Origin of the sequence: Streptomyces sp. R-74717 (genome assembly GCF_047305335.1) — a bacterium.
Classification (GTDB): Bacteria; Actinomycetota; Actinomycetes; order Streptomycetales; family Streptomycetaceae; genus Streptomyces; species Streptomyces atratus.
This window is the reverse complement of record NZ_CP102361.1, coordinates 8436572-8451340: the sequence shown is the minus strand read 5'-3', so window position 1 is coordinate 8451340 and position 14769 is coordinate 8436572. Positions and strand designations below refer to the sequence as shown.

The following is a 14769-nucleotide window of genomic DNA, read 5'->3' as shown; positions in this document are numbered from 1 at the left end:
CACCGCTCATAGGCTGACGCCATGTTGGTCTCCCTCGCGCTGCTGCTGCTCGGTGCACTGGCCGCCGTCGTGACCCCACGTCTGATGGCGCGGGCGGATTGGCCGGAGCGTGAGCCCGTCGTTGCGCTGTGGGTCTGGCAGTGCGTGGTGGCCGGGGTGCTTCTCTCCTTCGCGCTCTCCATGACGTTCAGTGCGGCCGCGGCCTGGCAGGCGGTGCGCGGACATGTGTTCGCACCGGCGCCGCGTGCCGTGGTGGAGGCGTATGCACTGGGCGGGCACGGGCGGTGGTCTGCAGCCATGGCCGTGCTGCTGGCGCTCGGAGGGGTGTGGACCGCGGCGATGCTGACCCGGGAGATCCACCGAGCCCAGGTACGTCGCAGGCGACGGCGCGCCGAATTGCTGGTGCGTTCCCCGCTGATGCCCGGCGAGGAGCCCGGCAGTGGTCGACTCGTCGTACTGGAGGGAGAGCGTCCGGATGCCTGGTGGCTGCCGGGCGCTGCGCCTCAACTGGTCATCACCACGGCGGCACTTGGCCGCCTGAAAGGCCGTCAACTGGATGCGGTGCTGGCCCATGAGCAGGGACACGCGAGGGCCCGGCACGACTGGCTGCTGCACTGTTCCGGCGCACTTGCGATCGGGTTCCCGCAAGTGCCGGTGTTCGCGGCCTTCCGCGACGAGATGCACCGGCTGGTCGAACTGGCCGCGGACGATGTGGCGTCCAGGCGCTTCGGACGGCTGACGATCGCTCTTGCCCTGGTGGAGCTCAACGAGGACCGTGGCGTGTTCGGCCCGTGCCCGGCGCCGGACGCTCAGCTCCCGCTGCGGGTGAACCGGCTGCTGACCCCGGTGGAGCGGCTCACCGCGGGCCGTCGGCTCCGGCTGACCGCGGCGGCCGCCCTGGTACCAGTGGTTCCGCTTCTGGTGGCATTCATTCCGGGACTCAGCGCACTGGGATAGCCTGGTGTGCGGACCGTCCGCGAAGATCGCCTCATGCCATCCCCGCCGCTCGCCCCACCGGCCCGCACCCGTTCCGGCATCACACCTTTCGGCACAGCCGTGGTCTGCGCGTCTGCTGCCCTGGTCCTGCTGATCCTGGTCGCCGTGCGCTGGTCGCCGCTCATGACACTGGACCGTACGGTCGCGGACGCCCTGCACCGAAGGGCGGTCACCGAACCCGGACTCGTCCACGCGAACCGGATCCTGACCGACTGGGTGTGGGATCCATGGACCATGCGCGCCCTGATCGCGGTGGCCGTGGTGATGCTGTGGTGTCGCGGGGCGCGCGCGCTCGCGGTATGGGTGGCAGTGACGAGCGCACTGTCGACTCTCCTGCAGCAGGGACTGAAGTCCGCAGTCGGCCGGGAGCGGCCGCACTGGCCGGACCCGGTGGATTCCGCCCACTACGCGGCGTTCCCCTCCGGTCACGCGATGACGGCGACCGTGACCTGCGGTCTGCTGCTCTGGCTGCTGCGACGGCACGGTACGGAACCCCGGATGTGGCGGACGGCGCTGGTGGTGGCATGGGTCTCGGTGGTCGGGGTGGGCGTCACCCGGCTCTACCTGGGGGTGCACTGGATGAGTGATGTCCTGGGCGGCTGGTTGCTGGGGGCGGCCCTGGTCGGGTTCTCCGTCGCCGGGTTCGCCAGGTACGAGGGGCGCAGCAGGCCGGCCTTGCCGCGGCGCTCCTGAACCGGGAAGGATCGCGTCCATGCAGATCAAGGGTGTGCTCTTCGACTTCTCCGGGACCCTCTTCCGTATCGAATCGGTCCGGTCCTGGTTGCGTGCGGTCCTCGCCGAGCGGGAGGTGACGGTGGGAGCAGCCGACTTCGAGCGGTACGCGCGGGCGCTCGAAGCCGCCGGGGCGTTGCCGGGCGGCCCGCCTCCCCAGCACGTTCCTGCCCGCCTCGCCTCCGTGTGGGCCACCCGCGACGAGAGCGCGGAACTCCACCGGGAGGCGTACACGGGACTGGCCCGGCAGGTGGCCCTGCCGGATCCTGGGCTGTACGACGCGCTGTACGAGCGGCACAGATCACCTGCCGCTTGGCAGCCCTACCCGGACGCGGCGGAAGTGCTCGGTGCGCTGCGCGACAGCGGCACCCGTATCGGTGTGGTCAGCAACATCGGCTGGGACCTGCGGCCGGTCTTCCGGGCACATGGCCTGGACTCCCTGATCGACGCCTACGTTCTGTCGTACGAGCACGGCGTCCAGAAGCCGGACACACGGATCTTCCACACGGCCTGCACACTTATAGGGCAGCATCCGACGGATGTGGTGATGGTCGGCGACGAGCGGCGCGCGGACGGCGGGGCGGCGGCACTGGGCTGTGACGTGCGCTTTGTACAGCATCTTCCGGTGGAGGAGCGGCCCGACGGGCTGCGGATGCTGGGACTGGCGCCGGGGGTTGCCTGAGAGACATGTGAGAGATGTCCCTGACGCCCAATGGGTCGGATTGTCACATCGGGGCCTTAGCCTGTATGCATGTCCCGTTCTCCGTGCCCCTCCGATTCCGTGCGTACCGCCGCCGTGGTGAACAAAGAGATTCGTGACCTGTGGCAGCGCTCCGGCGGCTGCCTGTCCCCGGAGGACGAGGAGCAGTACCAGAGGCTGCTCGTGGAGTGGGCCGCGGCGACCGGCGGGAGCGCCAGGACGGCCGCCTGACGCAGCCGTCGATCGCGGTGTCCCGCCGGGCGGGGGATCCGCCCGGCGGGACGTGCTCGGTGCGCGGTGGAGCAGGATGGTGTCGGCCGATCGGATGAACCGGCCGGATCAGCGGTCGAAGTAGTCCGGCTGCGTCTGAACATTGAGCTCGTCCAGCCGCACCCGCTTCGCCGGGTCGGTCCGCCGGTCGTCGAGCTTCAGGACGTCGAAGCCCTTGGCGATGTCGTTGGAGTAGATGTAGCCGTTGTAGTAGTACGCCGACCAGGGGCCGGCCGTGGTGACCGCGTCCGTGCTGACGGGACCGCGCTCGAAGTAGCCGATCTCCTTCGGCTTCGAGGAGTCGGTGAAGTCCCACACCGAGACTCCGCCCTGGTACCAGGCCTGAACCATCAGGTCGCGGCCCTTGACCGGGACGATCGAACCGTTGTGGGCGACACAGACCTCCGTGTCGGCCTGCGGACGGTCGATCTTGAAGTAGCTGCGGAAGACCAGCTTGCGGTGGTCTCCCCTGCCGACGATGTCGTAGATGCCGTCGGCGCCGCGCTTCGGGCCGATCTCCTCGTTGCAGGTGGCTGCGCCACCACCGCCGAGTTCATCGGTGAAGACGACCTTGTCGGCCTTCTGGTTGAACGTCGCGGAGTGCCAGAACGCGAAGTTCACGTTGTCCTGCACCCGGTCGATGATCCTCGGGTTCTCCGGGTCCTTGATGGAGAACAGCAGACCGTCGCCCATGCAGGCACCGGCGGCCAGGTCCTTCGAGGGCAGCACCGTGATGTCGTGGCAGCCGGTCGTCTTGGAGACGCCCGGATTGGTCGGGGCGCCCGGGTTGCCGCCGTCCGGGAAGAGCACCGGGAAGTTCACGACCGCGGCCTTCTCGGGTGCGTTGCGCGGCACCTTGATGACGGAGATCCCGTCGTGCGGCGGCTGACAGTCCGGGAACGTGTCGCTCGGCGAGTACGAGGAGACGTACACGTATACGTTCTTGCGTTCGGGGACCAGCGTATGGGTGTGCGATCCACAGGCGGTCTCGACAGCGGCGACATACTTCGGGTTGCGCTTGTCGCTGATGTCGAAGACCTTCATGCCCTCCCAGGAGGACTTCTCCGTGGCGGGCTGGGTGGAGCTGGTGCAGGAGTTGTCGCTGCGCGAGGAGTCGGTGGACAGGAAGAGCAGGTTTCCCGAGACCGAGACGTCGTTCTGCGATCCGGGGCAGAGGACCTGGGCGACCGTCTTCGGGGACTTCGGATTGCTGATGTCGTAGATCCGGAAGCCGTCGTAGTTTCCTGCGAAGGCGTACTTCCCCTGGAAGGCCAGGTCCGTGTTCAGCCCCTTGAGTGCGTCCTTCGGAACGTTGGCCAGATGGGTGATGTTGCTGCTGTGGACGATCTCGTCCACGCCGGGTATCTCGCCACTGCTGATGGCGGCCGCGGCTTCGGCCTCCTGGGCGGCGGAGACATCGGTACGGGCGGTGGCCGTATCACCGGGGTCGGGCGTCGCGGCCGCAGGGCCGGCCGTCAGCAGCGTGGCCAGCAGCCCGGCGGCTGCCACGGCCACACCCAGACGTCTGCGCCGCGCCGGGCTCGTGTGCAATGAAATCACTGCGTCCTCCCATGCATCCGTACGTAGTTGAACAGTTCACGGACACCGGCAGTATCGTCCTCCCCACAGGTATCCCAACAGATGGCAACAGAGACGTAATGAAAGTTTCTGACCGCTGTCGTGCGGAAGCGTGTCAGGACGGTTCGCAACCGCCCCATATGGCAATGGAGGTCCACTTGTTGATCCGCCGTCGGACCATGTGTGTACGCAGATCTGTTCTCGCCGTGGCCGTCATGTCCGCCGTTCTCACCCTGGGCGCATGCGATGAGGGAGGCGGTGACAACCGTACGAAGTCACAGGCGGGCGGGGGGACTTCGGTTGTGGCGCCCGGGAAACCGGGAGAGCCCGCGCGGACCCTGTCCGCCGAGGAGGCCGCGAAGGCCGCCGGGGACGACACCCCCAACTCGGCCGACTTCCGATATGTGCAGATGATGATCCAACACCACGCCCAGGCGCTGGAACTGGCCGGCCTCGTCCCCGCCCGCTCCGACTCCACCGCGGTCAAGCGGCTCGCCGAGCGCATCACCGCAGGCCAGAAGCCGGAGATCGGCGCCATGGAAGGATGGCTCAAAAACAATGGCGGAGAGAAGCGCAAGAGCAGCCACGATCACTCGGCGATGCCCGGAATGGCGACCCCGGCGCAGCTGGATCAGCTGCGGACGGCGGACGGCGCGGCCTTCGACAAGCTTTTCCTGAAGTTGATGACCACCCACCATCAGGGGGCGATCACGATGGCGACGGAGGTGCTCTCGCAGGGGAACAATGTGCAGGTCGAGGAGATGGCCGGGGACGTCGTCGCCCAGCAGACGGTGGAGATCGACAGAATGCGCGCGATGTCGTCCTGACCGCACCCCGAACGCGCCTCTCCCCTGCCCCGCCCACCGGTGCCATGCTGGAGGCATCCTGCGGGAAGAGGTGCGCCGTGCTCCGTGTCGCTGTCGTCGGCTCCGGTCCCAGCGGGGTCTACACCGCCCAGGCCCTGGTCGAGCAGGACCGGGTGCCCGATGTCCGCGTCCATGTGCTGGACCGGCTCCCCTGCCCGTACGGCCTGGTGCGCTACGGCGTCGCCCCCGACCACGAGAAGATCAAATCGCTGCAGAACAGTCTGCGGACCGTCCTGGAGCACGAGCGGATCACCTTCCTCGGCAATGTCGAAGTGGGCGGCGACGGGATCCCGTCCGAACGGATCGGCGAGCTCTACCAGGCGGTCGTGTACTGCGTCGGGGCGGCGACCGACCGCGGCCTCGCCATCCCCGGCGAGGGCCTGCCCGGCAGTTGCTCCGCGACCGAGTTCGTCTCCTGGTACAGCGCACACCCCGACGCCGCCGCCAACAGCTTTGCGCTGCAGGCCCGTTCGGTCGTGGTGATCGGGGTCGGTAATGTGGCGGTGGACGTGGCGCGGATTCTCGCCCGGAGCGCGGAGGAGCTGCACCCCACCGACGTACCGCACGGGGCGCTCGGCGCGCTGGCCGGAAGCCGGGTGCGCGAGGTCCACATGGCGGGCAGGCGCGGACCCTCCCAGGCCCGGTTCACCACCAAGGAGCTGCGGGAGCTGGGCGCGCTGCCGCGGGCGCGGGTGGTGGTGGACGAGGCGGAGCTGGCCCTCGACCGGGCGTACGTCGACCCGTCCCCCCGGTCGGCGCCGGCCCCGTCCTCACCACCGAACGCACCGCCCCTGACGGCGGCGGCGCGGCGCAATGTCGAGGTGCTGCGCGGATGGGCCGCGGCCGGCGCCACGGGTGCGGGCGCGGAGGGAGACCCACTGCGCACGATCCACCTGCGGTTCTTTCTGCGCCCCGTCGAACTGCTGGAGCGGGACGGGCGGGTGGCCGGGGTGCGGTTCGCCCGTACCGTGCCGGACGGCAGCGGGGGCGTGCGCGACGCCGGTACGTACGAGGACATCGACGCCCAGCTCGTACTGCGGGCCGTCGGCTACCGCGGGCTGCCGCTGCCCGGCCTGCCGTTCGACCCGGCGCGCGGGACGGTGCCGCATCTGGCGGGGCGGGTGCTGCGGAACGGGGTGTCGTCGCCCGGGGAGTACGTCGCCGGTTGGATCAAGCGGGGGCCGACCGGAGTGATCGGTTCGAACCGGTCGTGCGCGAAGGAGACGGTGACATCGTTGCTCGATGACGCCACACTGCTCGCCGGGCGCCCGTCGGCACCCGATCCCGTGGCCGCGCTGCGGACGTGGGGGCTGCGCCCGGTGGAGTGGGACGGCTGGCTGTCCATCGAGCGGGCGGAGGCGGCGCTGGGCCGTTCGCTGGGCCGGGGGCCGGTGAAGATCCCGGACTGGGCGGGGCTGCTCAGCGCCGCGGAGGGTGGCGACCGGGACGCGCCGTAAGGCTATCGGTCCTCGCCGATGCGCTGCACCTGCCGGTTCGCGGCGTCGAGGATGCTGTCCAGGAGCCCGGGGAACAGCGCCTCCAGATCGTCGCGGCGCAGCCCGTTCATCTTGGCCGTGCCGCGGTAGATCTGCTGGACGATCCCGCTCTCGCGCAACACCCGGAAGTGGTGCGTGGTCGTCGACTTGGACACCGGCAGGTCGAAGCGGGAGCAGGTGAGCTCGGCATCGGCGGCGGCCAGCTCGCGGACCACGCGCAGCCTCATCGGGTCGGAGAGTGCGTGGAGCACTGCCTCGATGCGGATCTCGTCCCGCGTGGGGTGGTCGAGCGAGCGGCCGCCGACCGCAGCGGCGCTTGTGGCAGGGGCGCTGGCTGGGGTCACGATGGCTCCACTTCCTGGCTTGGTCCGGTCTCCCATAATACGAGACTCATCGTAGGTTGAGATTCACCGTACGACGGGGCCGGCCGCGCATCACCCGGCGCGGTCGGCGCGCGATGCCGCTTCACGGGCGTCGATGACCTCTTCCATGTGGAGCTCCGCCCAGGCGCGCACGGTGTCCAGCAACTCAAGGAGACTCCGGCCGAGCGAGGTCAGTTCGTACTGGACGTACCGTGCCGGTCCGGCCCCGGCCGTACGGACGACGAAACCGTCACGCTCCAGCGACCGGAGTGACTGGGTGAGGACCTTGGGCGTGACCGTACGCAGCGGGATCCGTAGCTCGGAGAAACGTCGCGGGCCGCCCTCGAGGCACTGGACGATCATCGCGGCCCATTTGTCCCCCACGCGGATCGGCATCAGTCCGGTCGGACAGACCGGGTCGAACATCTCCGGGTCCAGCGGCTTGGTCACAGAGCCACATTAGCGAGGTATCCGGGAGGTAACCACGGGTCCGGCTACCTTGCCCGAGCACGTCGGCACAGAGATTCCAGGACGCGAGGCGAGGTAGGCACATGAGCAGGATCATCATCTTCGGCGCAGGTGGCAGGGCGGGACGGGCAGCCGTCGGCGAGGCCCTTCGCCGCGGACATCATGTCACCGCGGTCGTACGGGAACCGGCCAAGTACCGAGAGCTCGAAGGTCCGGGCGTCCGGCTCGTGGCCGGCGATGTCACCGAAGTCGGGGCTGTTGCCGACCTCGCGACCGGGCACGATGCCGCGATCTCCGCCGTCCACGACGGTGGCGCCCTGCCCGATGTCTTCTTCACGGCTGCCGCCCGCGCTCTCAGCGACGGGCTGACGCGGGCCGGTGTGCCCCGGCTGATCTCCGTCGGCCTGTCGGCAACCATGGAGACCGCCGACGGAACCCCGTTGATGGACACCCCCGGTTTCCCTCAGGAGTACCGGCTCTTCAGCCACGGCCACGCAGCCGGAACGGCGGTGCTGCGTACCGCGGCCACCGCACTTGACTGGCTGGTCGTCAGTCCGGCCGGGGACTTCGACCACGAGAGGACGCGCTCCGGCCGTTACACCACGGCCACCGTCGACGCTGCCGCCCGTATTTCCTGCAGCGACTTCGCCATCGCCCTGCTCGACGAGGTCGACGCCCCTGGTCACCACCGCACGCACATCGGTGTCAAGGAGGCATGACCGAACCGGCCGGCCGCAGCAGGCCGGTCGGCCGAGACCGTCACGCCGCCAGCCGGGCGACGGCCAGTGCGTGGGCGCGGTCGAGGGCATCTGCGGCGAGGCACAGGACGTCCGGCTGCACGCCGGTGCCCTCCCGGTTGGACGCCGGGTCCGCGGCGGCACCGAGCAGTGCTACCGGCGCACGGTCCGCCGCATCGTCGTCGCCGAACCCCAAGAAGCAAGCACCGCGGCGGTGTTCGCCGCGGTCGCCCAGGAGCTGGACCGCTCCCCCGCCGAGACGTACCTGACGCTGCGCCACCTGCGGCTCAGCCCCGCGAAGGCACAACAACTCGGCGAGACCCTCGCCAGGCTGGTCGACGAAGCCGAGGAGGACGCCCGAGATCAGCCCGTGCACGGCGTGCTGGTGGCGCTGTATCAGCAGGCGGGCCCGACCACCGGCACACGCATAGCCGCGGGGCGGCCGGTCAGCCGCTGAGCAGGTCCGGGTTCTCGGCGAGCGAGGCGAGATGTCCGGCCGGATCGGCGATCAGTTTGCGGGCCGTCAGATCGAGCAGCCCCGCCACGCCCGTTATCTGCGCCGCGACCGTGCCGTCTTCCTTGAAGATCTTCTGCGCGACCTCGAACGTCTTCCCCTCGCCGTATACGAACTGGCAGGTCACCCGCACCCGGTCGCCGCCGCGGAGCTCCCGCAGGAACTTCACCGTCGTCTCGAGGGCCACCGGCCCGACGCCGCTGGCCAGCAGCTTCTCCTGTGACAGGCCGGCAGCGCGCAGCAGTTCCCAGCGCGCATGCTCGGCGTACTGCAAATAGACGGCCTGGTTCAGATGCCCCTGCGTGTCGAGTTCGTAGCCCCGGACGGTCACGTCCACAGAAAAAGTCATGGACGTCTCAACATCACGGCGCATTCCGGCATTCCCCCGCACCCGCACAACTGCCGACGCCGCAGCTCTTTACGCACCTGTCATGCCCAGCTAACTTCCTGACCGCAAAAAATTGCAGCAAAATTCCGACAGCTCTTGCTGTTCGGGAATGCACTGCCAGCCCGAACCCCGAGGCGCGTCAGGGCTCTCCTGCGGGACCTCGCACGTGGTCCATGAGTGCCTGACCGCTTGGTTTCTTCTCCGCCCGGCGCAGGAACCGGGGCGACCGCACGCGGAAGCCGTCCGACATGACGGCGAAGTACGTCAGCCCGAGGTCGATGCCCTGGTCACGGTCGAGCGGCGGCAGTGCCTCCGCTGCCGGGTCTGTCTCCACGACGAAACTGGCCCAATACCGACCGGCGGCCGCATCCCTGACCACCGTCACTGTCGACGGGACCGACGGCACGACACGGGACCAGCGCACCCGTACCGGGCCGATCTTCGGCAGGTTCAGCTTCCCGTCCACCGTGATCGACCACTTGGCATTCGCGGTGAACCGCACACACTGACGGCCGTCCCGCTTCGACTTGAACCGCGGCTCTCTGGGCTTCGGCCCCTTCCGGGCGCCCTTGATACTCGCGAAGAAGTTCCGGTATGCCGCATCCCGGTCCCGCAGCGACTGCTGCAGCGCCACCGAGGGTCGAAGCCGCCCGCCATCCGCAGTTGTTCGTCCGGCAGCGCGAACCGCTCCCCGACGGTGCGCGGGGCGGTGAGGTCGAACGGGGTGTGGTGCACATCGACGGCGGGTCCCTGAGGGATGCCGTCGCCGTCGACCGGCAGATAGGTGTCGGCGTCCGCCTGGAGGGTGTGGCCGAGGACGTCCCCGGTCGCGGTGAGGTCGAGGTAGGCGTGGTTGGTGAGGTTCGGAACCGTCGGACGGTCGGTGGTCGCGGCGTAGTCGATGGCGAGCGTGCCGGTGGTGTCGAGGGCGTACGTCACCGTGACATCGAGCGCCCCGGGGAAGCCCGTGTCGCCGTCGGGGCTGTGCAGGGTGAGCCGGAGGGTGGCGGCGTCCTCACCGGTGCCTGCGGTGGCCTGCCGGATTCTGGTGTGGAAGCCGTCGGGGCCGCCGTGCAGGGCGTGGCCCCGGTCGTTGGCGGGGATGTGGTGCGTCGTTCCGTCGAGGGTGAAGCGGCCGTGGGCGATGCGGTTGGCGAAGCGGCCGATGAGGGCGCCGAAGAACGGGTTCTTGCCGGTGTAGTCGTCCAGCGTGGCCAGGGATCGTACGACGGATGCGGTGGTTCCGGCGGTGTCCGGCACGGTGAGACTGTGCAGGATGCCCCCGTGGGTAAGGATCCCGGCCCGGACCGAGCCACAACACCAAACACAGAGCAACGGTCGTGCACGCAGAATTTTCAACGCTAGAAAGCTGCGGCAGAAAGCTGCTCCCGGCAGACAGACTCGCGCGGCATGCTTGCCTGCTCGCCTGTCTGCCGAGGACCGGAGTATCTCCGTTGCGCGCTCCTACTGCGGCAGCCCCGAAGGCGCGGTCGCCCAACCGGTGTTGGGCTCCTCGGACAGCCGGTAGGCCATCGAGCCTCCTCGGGTGACCAGGCGGGAGTCTGTCCAGGACCGGTCGCTGATACGGCCGTTGACCTTGACGGCATCGATGTAGGGATGCGTGGCATCGGCGCCCGGGGCGCTGATCGTGATGTCCTTGCCGTGCGGCCGGCCGATCACCGCGTTCGGGAAGAGCGGGGCGCCCAGCAGCATCGTGGCTGTGCCCGGCGTCTGCGGATACAGGCCCAGCGCCGAGAAGACGTACCACGCGGACATGGTGCCCAGGTCGTCATTGCCGGGCAGGCCGCCGGGGCCCGTACCGTACACGGTGTCGAGGATCTCGCGGACCGTCGCCTGCGTCTTCCACGGCCGGCCCAGCGCGTTGTAGAGCCACGGGGCGTGGATGCCGGGCTCATTGGTCGGGTCGTAGCGCAGGGCATCGCCGCCCTTCACCGACCAGGATCCGTCGGGCTTGTGGAAGAAGCCGTCGAGCCGCTTCGCCGCGGTGTCCCGGCCGCCCATGGCCTCGGCCAGCCCCTGGACGTCCTGGGGGACCATCCAGGTGTACGTGGCACTGGTGCCCTGCGCGAAGCCGCGGTCGCTGCCCGGGGCGAACGGGGTCACCCATGAGCCGTCGAGGTTGCGCGCCTGGATGTGGCCGGTGGTCCCGGCGCCGTCGGTGGCCGCGGAGTTGAACACATTGCGCCACCAGCCTCCGCGCTCCTTGAAGGACTTGGCCTCCTCGCCGCGCCCGAGCAGTTCGGCCCAGCGGCCGAGCGCGGCGTCGGCCACCGCGTCCTCCAGCGTCTCTGCCGCGCCGCCCCAGCAGTGGCACACGTCCTGGGGTGCGTAGTGCGACTTCAGGTACTGCGCCAGATTGGGCCGCTGGCCGGTGCACTGGCCGGGGCACCCCGCGTCCGAGAGTCCGTCGTCGACGGGGACGGTCGCCTGGCGGGCCAGCGATTCGTAGGCCCCTTCGTAGTCGAAGTTCCTTACACCCATGGCGTAGAAGGTGGCCAGAGTGGCCGCCGTGGGGTCGCCGGTCATGACGTGCGTGGCACCGTTGATGTGCACCCAGCGATCCCACACCCCGCCGTTCTGCTGCGCGAAGTTGTACAGCGACTGGGCGAAGTCACCGGCGATCTCCGGCTTGAGCAGTGCGAGCAGCTGAATCTGGGCCCGGTACTGGTCCCACCCGGAGAAGTTGCTGTACTGCGCCCCCTGCCCACGCTTCACCCGGTGCGGCGCGCCGTCCATGCCGGGGTAGCGGCCGTCGGTGTCGCTGATCAGGTTGGGCTGCATGAGGGAGTGGTAGAGCGCGGTGTAGAAGGTGGTGCGCTGTGCGGTGCTGCCGCCGCCGGTGCGTACGGAGCGCAGCTCCCGGTCCCAGGTGCGCTGCGCGGCGGCCGCGACGTCGTCGACCCCGGCGTGCGGGGCCACTTCCTCCTTGAGGTTGGCCTCGGCCCCGGCCAGACTGACGTACGAGATGCCGATCCGCATATGGACATCGGTGCCGGCACTGGTATCGAACCCGACCCAACCGCCGGAGCCCCGCCCGGCCCGGTCCGCGCCGGTGGCGTAGCCCTCGCCGCCGCTTCCCGTGGTCGCGCCCGGGGCGAGCGTGCCGTCCTTCCATGTACCGGTCGAGGAGAAGTCGCGGTCGAAGGAGGCGCTGAAGTACAGCCGGTAGTAGCTCTTGCGGTTGTTGGTGCCGCCATTGGCGCGGCGCCCGCAGAAGGCCCCTGTGAGGACCGAGCCGGTGACCTTGCGGTGCGCGGTGTCGATGTCGACCTGGGCGTCCTCGCTGCCGTTGAGCGAGTTGGAGACACGGAAGAGCAGGTTGGCGGGCTTACCGGCCGGAAAACTGAAATCGGCCACGCCCGCGCGCCTGCTGACCGCCAGGTCCGCGGTGGTGCCGTTGTCCAGCCCGACGGTGTAACGGCCCGGTACGGCACGTTCGTTGTCGTGCGAGAAGTTGGCGGCGTAGACGGCGTCCTTGGTGTCGGCGGACGGCGATGAAGTGACGTCCCCGACGAACGGCATGATCGGTACGTCACCGGCGGCGCCCGGATTGCATCCGGCACCGTTGACATGGGTGAGGCTCAGTCCACGCAGCCGGGTGGTGCCGTAGTCGTAGCCGTTGGCGGCGCCGGTGCTGGTCTGGTCCCCTCTGGTGCTCGTCGGCGACCAGCCGATCATGCCGTACGGGAGTGTGGCGCCCGGGTAGGTGTTGCCGCCGTTCGAGGAGCCGATCAGCGGGTCGACGTAGGCGGTGGGATGTGTGACGAGGACGGCGGCCGCCTCGGCGGCCGGGGGCATGACCGCGGCGGCGAGCGCGCCGGTGACGAGCACGGCAGCCGTTCGCGCACCGAAGCGCCTCGCCGCGGGCAACGGTCTGGGGGGCATGTCGCAGTACCTTCCAGGAGTTTGGACAACGTTGTCGAAGCTGAGGACCGGCCGGAACAACGTTGATCGATGCGCGGCCGAGAGTAGGTGCCGACGACGTGGGAGGGAATGCTGCGAACGGCATACCTGGTGAATGAGCGGTGAACACAGGCAGTGGGCGGCCGAGTTGTCGGCCGATATCCCCCCGCCGCCGCCGTTCACCACCCTCGCGTGGCGGTTGAGTCACCTCAGTGAGCTGCCGGCCCTGCGTGCCGACCACACGAACGGCAGCCACTCGCTGACCCGTGACGACTTCCGCGTCATCGCGGACGCCGCCGGGGCGGTCGCAGACTTCGATTCCGGTGCCACGGCCTGGCGCGAGGGCTGATTGGCGTCGACGCCTCGGCGCCGGACACCGTGGGGCACAGCACGTACCCGGATGGCAGCCATCCGGAGGACCCGTTCATCGAAACGGTCTGGTGGGTCAATCAGGAACTGCTGCACCACGGAGCCGAGATCGCCCTGCTGTGCGACCTCTTCCGCGCCCGACAGCGATGACGGCGCTCGGCCGGGACCGGCACCGCGGGCGGACGCATCTGGGCCCCCACCGGTTGTACGACGGAGGCCCAGGTGCAGCGCCCGGGTGCAGTGCCCGGCTGCGGCCGACCAGCTGTCAGACCGCGCGGAGGTACTGCTCCGGCGTGCGGAGTTCGCCGCCCAGCTCACGGGCTGCGTGCTGGGCCCACGACGGGCTCCGCAGCAGCTCGCGCCCGAGGAGAACCGCGTCCGCCCGGCCCGCTGTGATGATCTTCTCGGCCTGCTGCGGCTCGGTGATCAGGCCCACGGCCGCCACGGGGAGCGCGGTCTCCGCCTTGACCCGCTCGGCGAAGGGAACCTGGTAGCCCGGCCCGGTCTCGATGCGGGCGCGCGGGGCGTTCCCGCCGCTGGAGACGTCCAGCAGGTCGACGCCGTGGATCTGGAGCTCCTTGGCCAGTCGTACGGTCTCGTCGACGGTCCAGCCCTCGCGCTCGTCCTCGTCGTTCTCCGTGAGCCAGTCCGTCGCGGAGATCCGGAAGAAAACGGGCAGTTCCTCCGGCCAGACCTCCCGCACCGCGTCGACGACCTGCAGTGCGAAGCGGATGCGGTTCTCGAAGCTGCCGCCGTACTCGTCGTCACGCCGGTTGCTGTGCGGGGAGAGGAACTGTCCGAGGAGATATCCGTGGGCTCCGTGCACCTCGGCAACCTGGAAGCCCGCGTCGAGCGCGCGGCGGGCGGCCTCGCGAAACCGGCCGACGACGCCCTGGACCTCCTCCACGGTCAGCTCGTGCGGCACGGGGTGACCGTCGTCGAACGGCAGCGGGCTGGGGGCAACTGGCGTCCAGCCGTGCACATCCGGCCCGACGGGACCGCCGCCCAGCCAGGGGGCAGCCGTCGACGCCTTGCGACCGGCATGGGCGAGCTGGATGCCGGGAACCGATCCCTGCCCCTTGATGAAGTCCGTGATCCGACGGAAGGCGGCCACCTGGGTGTCGTTCCAGATACCGAGGTCTGCCGGGCTGATCCGGCCCTCGGGGCTGACGGCCGTCGCCTCGGTGAGGACGAGTCCGGTGCCGCCGACGGCGCGCGCCGCGAGGTGGGCGAAGTGCCAGTCGGTCGCGACACCCGCGTTCGGCCCCACAGGTTCGGCACTGTACTGACACATGGGCGCCATCCACACCCGGTTGGGAATGACGAGCGACCGCAGGGTGTAGGGCTCGAAGAGGGCACTCACGTCGGA

The 14769-nt window shown here is 69.6% G+C and carries 15 protein-coding genes and 2 pseudogenes; 9 read left to right on the top strand and 8 right to left on the bottom strand.

Annotation, left to right across the window (positions count from 1 at the left end; genetic code table 11):
• Positions 1-21: 21 nt before the first annotated feature.
• From NRF20_RS38795 to NRF20_RS38780, 4 genes are all read left to right on the top strand, one after another.
• A complete protein-coding gene (locus NRF20_RS38795) occupies positions 22-957 on the top strand; it encodes a M56 family metallopeptidase (RefSeq protein ID WP_383972351.1) in 936 nt (311 codons plus the stop codon).
• Between the two features lie 33 nt (positions 958-990).
• Positions 991-1689: a phosphatase PAP2 family protein gene (locus tag NRF20_RS38790; RefSeq protein WP_398633313.1), complete on the top strand. Its 699-nt coding sequence runs from the start codon at positions 991-993 to the stop codon at positions 1687-1689.
• Between the two features lie 19 nt (positions 1690-1708).
• The gene (locus tag NRF20_RS38785) at positions 1709-2410 is read left to right on the top strand and encodes an HAD family hydrolase (protein ID WP_398633312.1); all 702 of its coding nucleotides are present in this window, start codon (positions 1709-1711) and stop codon (positions 2408-2410) included.
• Between the two features lie 69 nt (positions 2411-2479).
• Complete coding sequence (locus tag NRF20_RS38780) at positions 2480-2659, top strand: hypothetical protein (RefSeq protein WP_398633311.1); 180 nt, start codon at positions 2480-2482, stop codon at positions 2657-2659.
• A 108-nt stretch (positions 2660-2767) separates the two neighbouring features.
• On the opposite strand, the gene NRF20_RS38775 is transcribed toward NRF20_RS38780, so the two are convergent.
• A complete protein-coding gene (locus NRF20_RS38775) occupies positions 2768-4258 on the bottom strand; it encodes an LVIVD repeat-containing protein (protein WP_398633310.1) in 1491 nt (496 codons plus the stop codon).
• A 158-nt stretch (positions 4259-4416) separates the two neighbouring features.
• Between NRF20_RS38775 and NRF20_RS38770 the strand changes: the two genes are divergently transcribed.
• Positions 4417-5103 carry a DUF305 domain-containing protein gene (locus NRF20_RS38770; RefSeq protein ID WP_398633309.1) on the top strand — a complete coding sequence of 229 codons (687 nt, stop codon included), beginning with the start codon at positions 4417-4419 and terminating at the stop codon, positions 5101-5103.
• Positions 5104-5180: 77 nt separating this feature from the next.
• Positions 5181-6599 (top strand): FAD-dependent oxidoreductase, encoded by a 1419-nt coding sequence (locus NRF20_RS38765; protein ID WP_413754084.1) that lies wholly within the window; start codon positions 5181-5183, stop codon positions 6597-6599.
• A gap of 2 nt (positions 6600-6601) precedes the next feature.
• Here the strand turns inward: NRF20_RS38765 and NRF20_RS38760 are convergent, their stop codons facing one another.
• Together NRF20_RS38760 and NRF20_RS38755 are read right to left on the bottom strand one after the other, a co-directional pair.
• On the bottom strand, positions 6602-6982 hold the full coding sequence (locus NRF20_RS38760; protein WP_398633307.1) for an ArsR/SmtB family transcription factor: 381 nt from the start codon (positions 6980-6982) through the stop codon (positions 6602-6604).
• A gap of 90 nt (positions 6983-7072) precedes the next feature.
• Positions 7073-7450, bottom strand: coding sequence for a winged helix-turn-helix transcriptional regulator (locus NRF20_RS38755; RefSeq protein WP_398633306.1), 378 nt, complete (start codon positions 7448-7450; stop codon positions 7073-7075).
• A gap of 101 nt (positions 7451-7551) precedes the next feature.
• Here NRF20_RS38755 and NRF20_RS38750 point away from each other — a divergent pair, with 101 nt between their 5' ends.
• Both NRF20_RS38750 and NRF20_RS38745 read left to right on the top strand, forming a co-directional pair.
• Positions 7552-8187, top strand: coding sequence for an NAD(P)-dependent oxidoreductase (locus NRF20_RS38750; protein ID WP_413754083.1), 636 nt, complete (start codon positions 7552-7554; stop codon positions 8185-8187).
• Positions 8188-8257: 70 nt separating this feature from the next.
• Positions 8258-8662, top strand: coding sequence for a transcriptional regulator (locus tag NRF20_RS38745; protein WP_398633304.1), 405 nt, complete (start codon positions 8258-8260; stop codon positions 8660-8662).
• On the opposite strand, the gene NRF20_RS38740 is transcribed toward NRF20_RS38745, so the two are convergent.
• The 4 genes and pseudogenes from NRF20_RS38740 to NRF20_RS38725 form a co-directional block, all read right to left on the bottom strand.
• Positions 8652-9068, bottom strand: coding sequence for an acyl-CoA thioesterase (locus NRF20_RS38740; RefSeq protein ID WP_398633303.1), 417 nt, complete (start codon positions 9066-9068; stop codon positions 8652-8654). The two genes, NRF20_RS38745 and NRF20_RS38740, sit on opposite strands and share 11 nt — an antisense overlap.
• A gap of 178 nt (positions 9069-9246) precedes the next feature.
• Positions 9247-9573, bottom strand: coding sequence for a hypothetical protein (locus NRF20_RS38735; RefSeq protein WP_398633302.1), 327 nt, complete (start codon positions 9571-9573; stop codon positions 9247-9249).
• Between the two features lie 164 nt (positions 9574-9737).
• Positions 9738-10415, bottom strand: a pseudogene (locus tag NRF20_RS38730) (aldose epimerase family protein); the annotation flags it as partial.
• 156 nt (positions 10416-10571) lie between these two features.
• Positions 10572-13013, bottom strand: coding sequence for a GH92 family glycosyl hydrolase (locus NRF20_RS38725; protein ID WP_413754082.1), 2442 nt, complete (start codon positions 13011-13013; stop codon positions 10572-10574).
• A gap of 181 nt (positions 13014-13194) precedes the next feature.
• Here NRF20_RS38725 and NRF20_RS38720 point away from each other — a divergent pair.
• Positions 13195-13550: pseudogene (locus NRF20_RS38720) on the top strand (DinB family protein); the annotation flags it as partial.
• Positions 13551-13665: 115 nt separating this feature from the next.
• Here NRF20_RS38720 and NRF20_RS38715 read toward each other — a convergent pair.
• Entirely contained in the window at positions 13666-14763 is a 1098-nt protein-coding gene (locus NRF20_RS38715) for an NADH:flavin oxidoreductase/NADH oxidase (RefSeq protein WP_413754081.1), read from the bottom strand.
• Between the last annotated feature and the right edge of the window lie 6 nt (positions 14764-14769).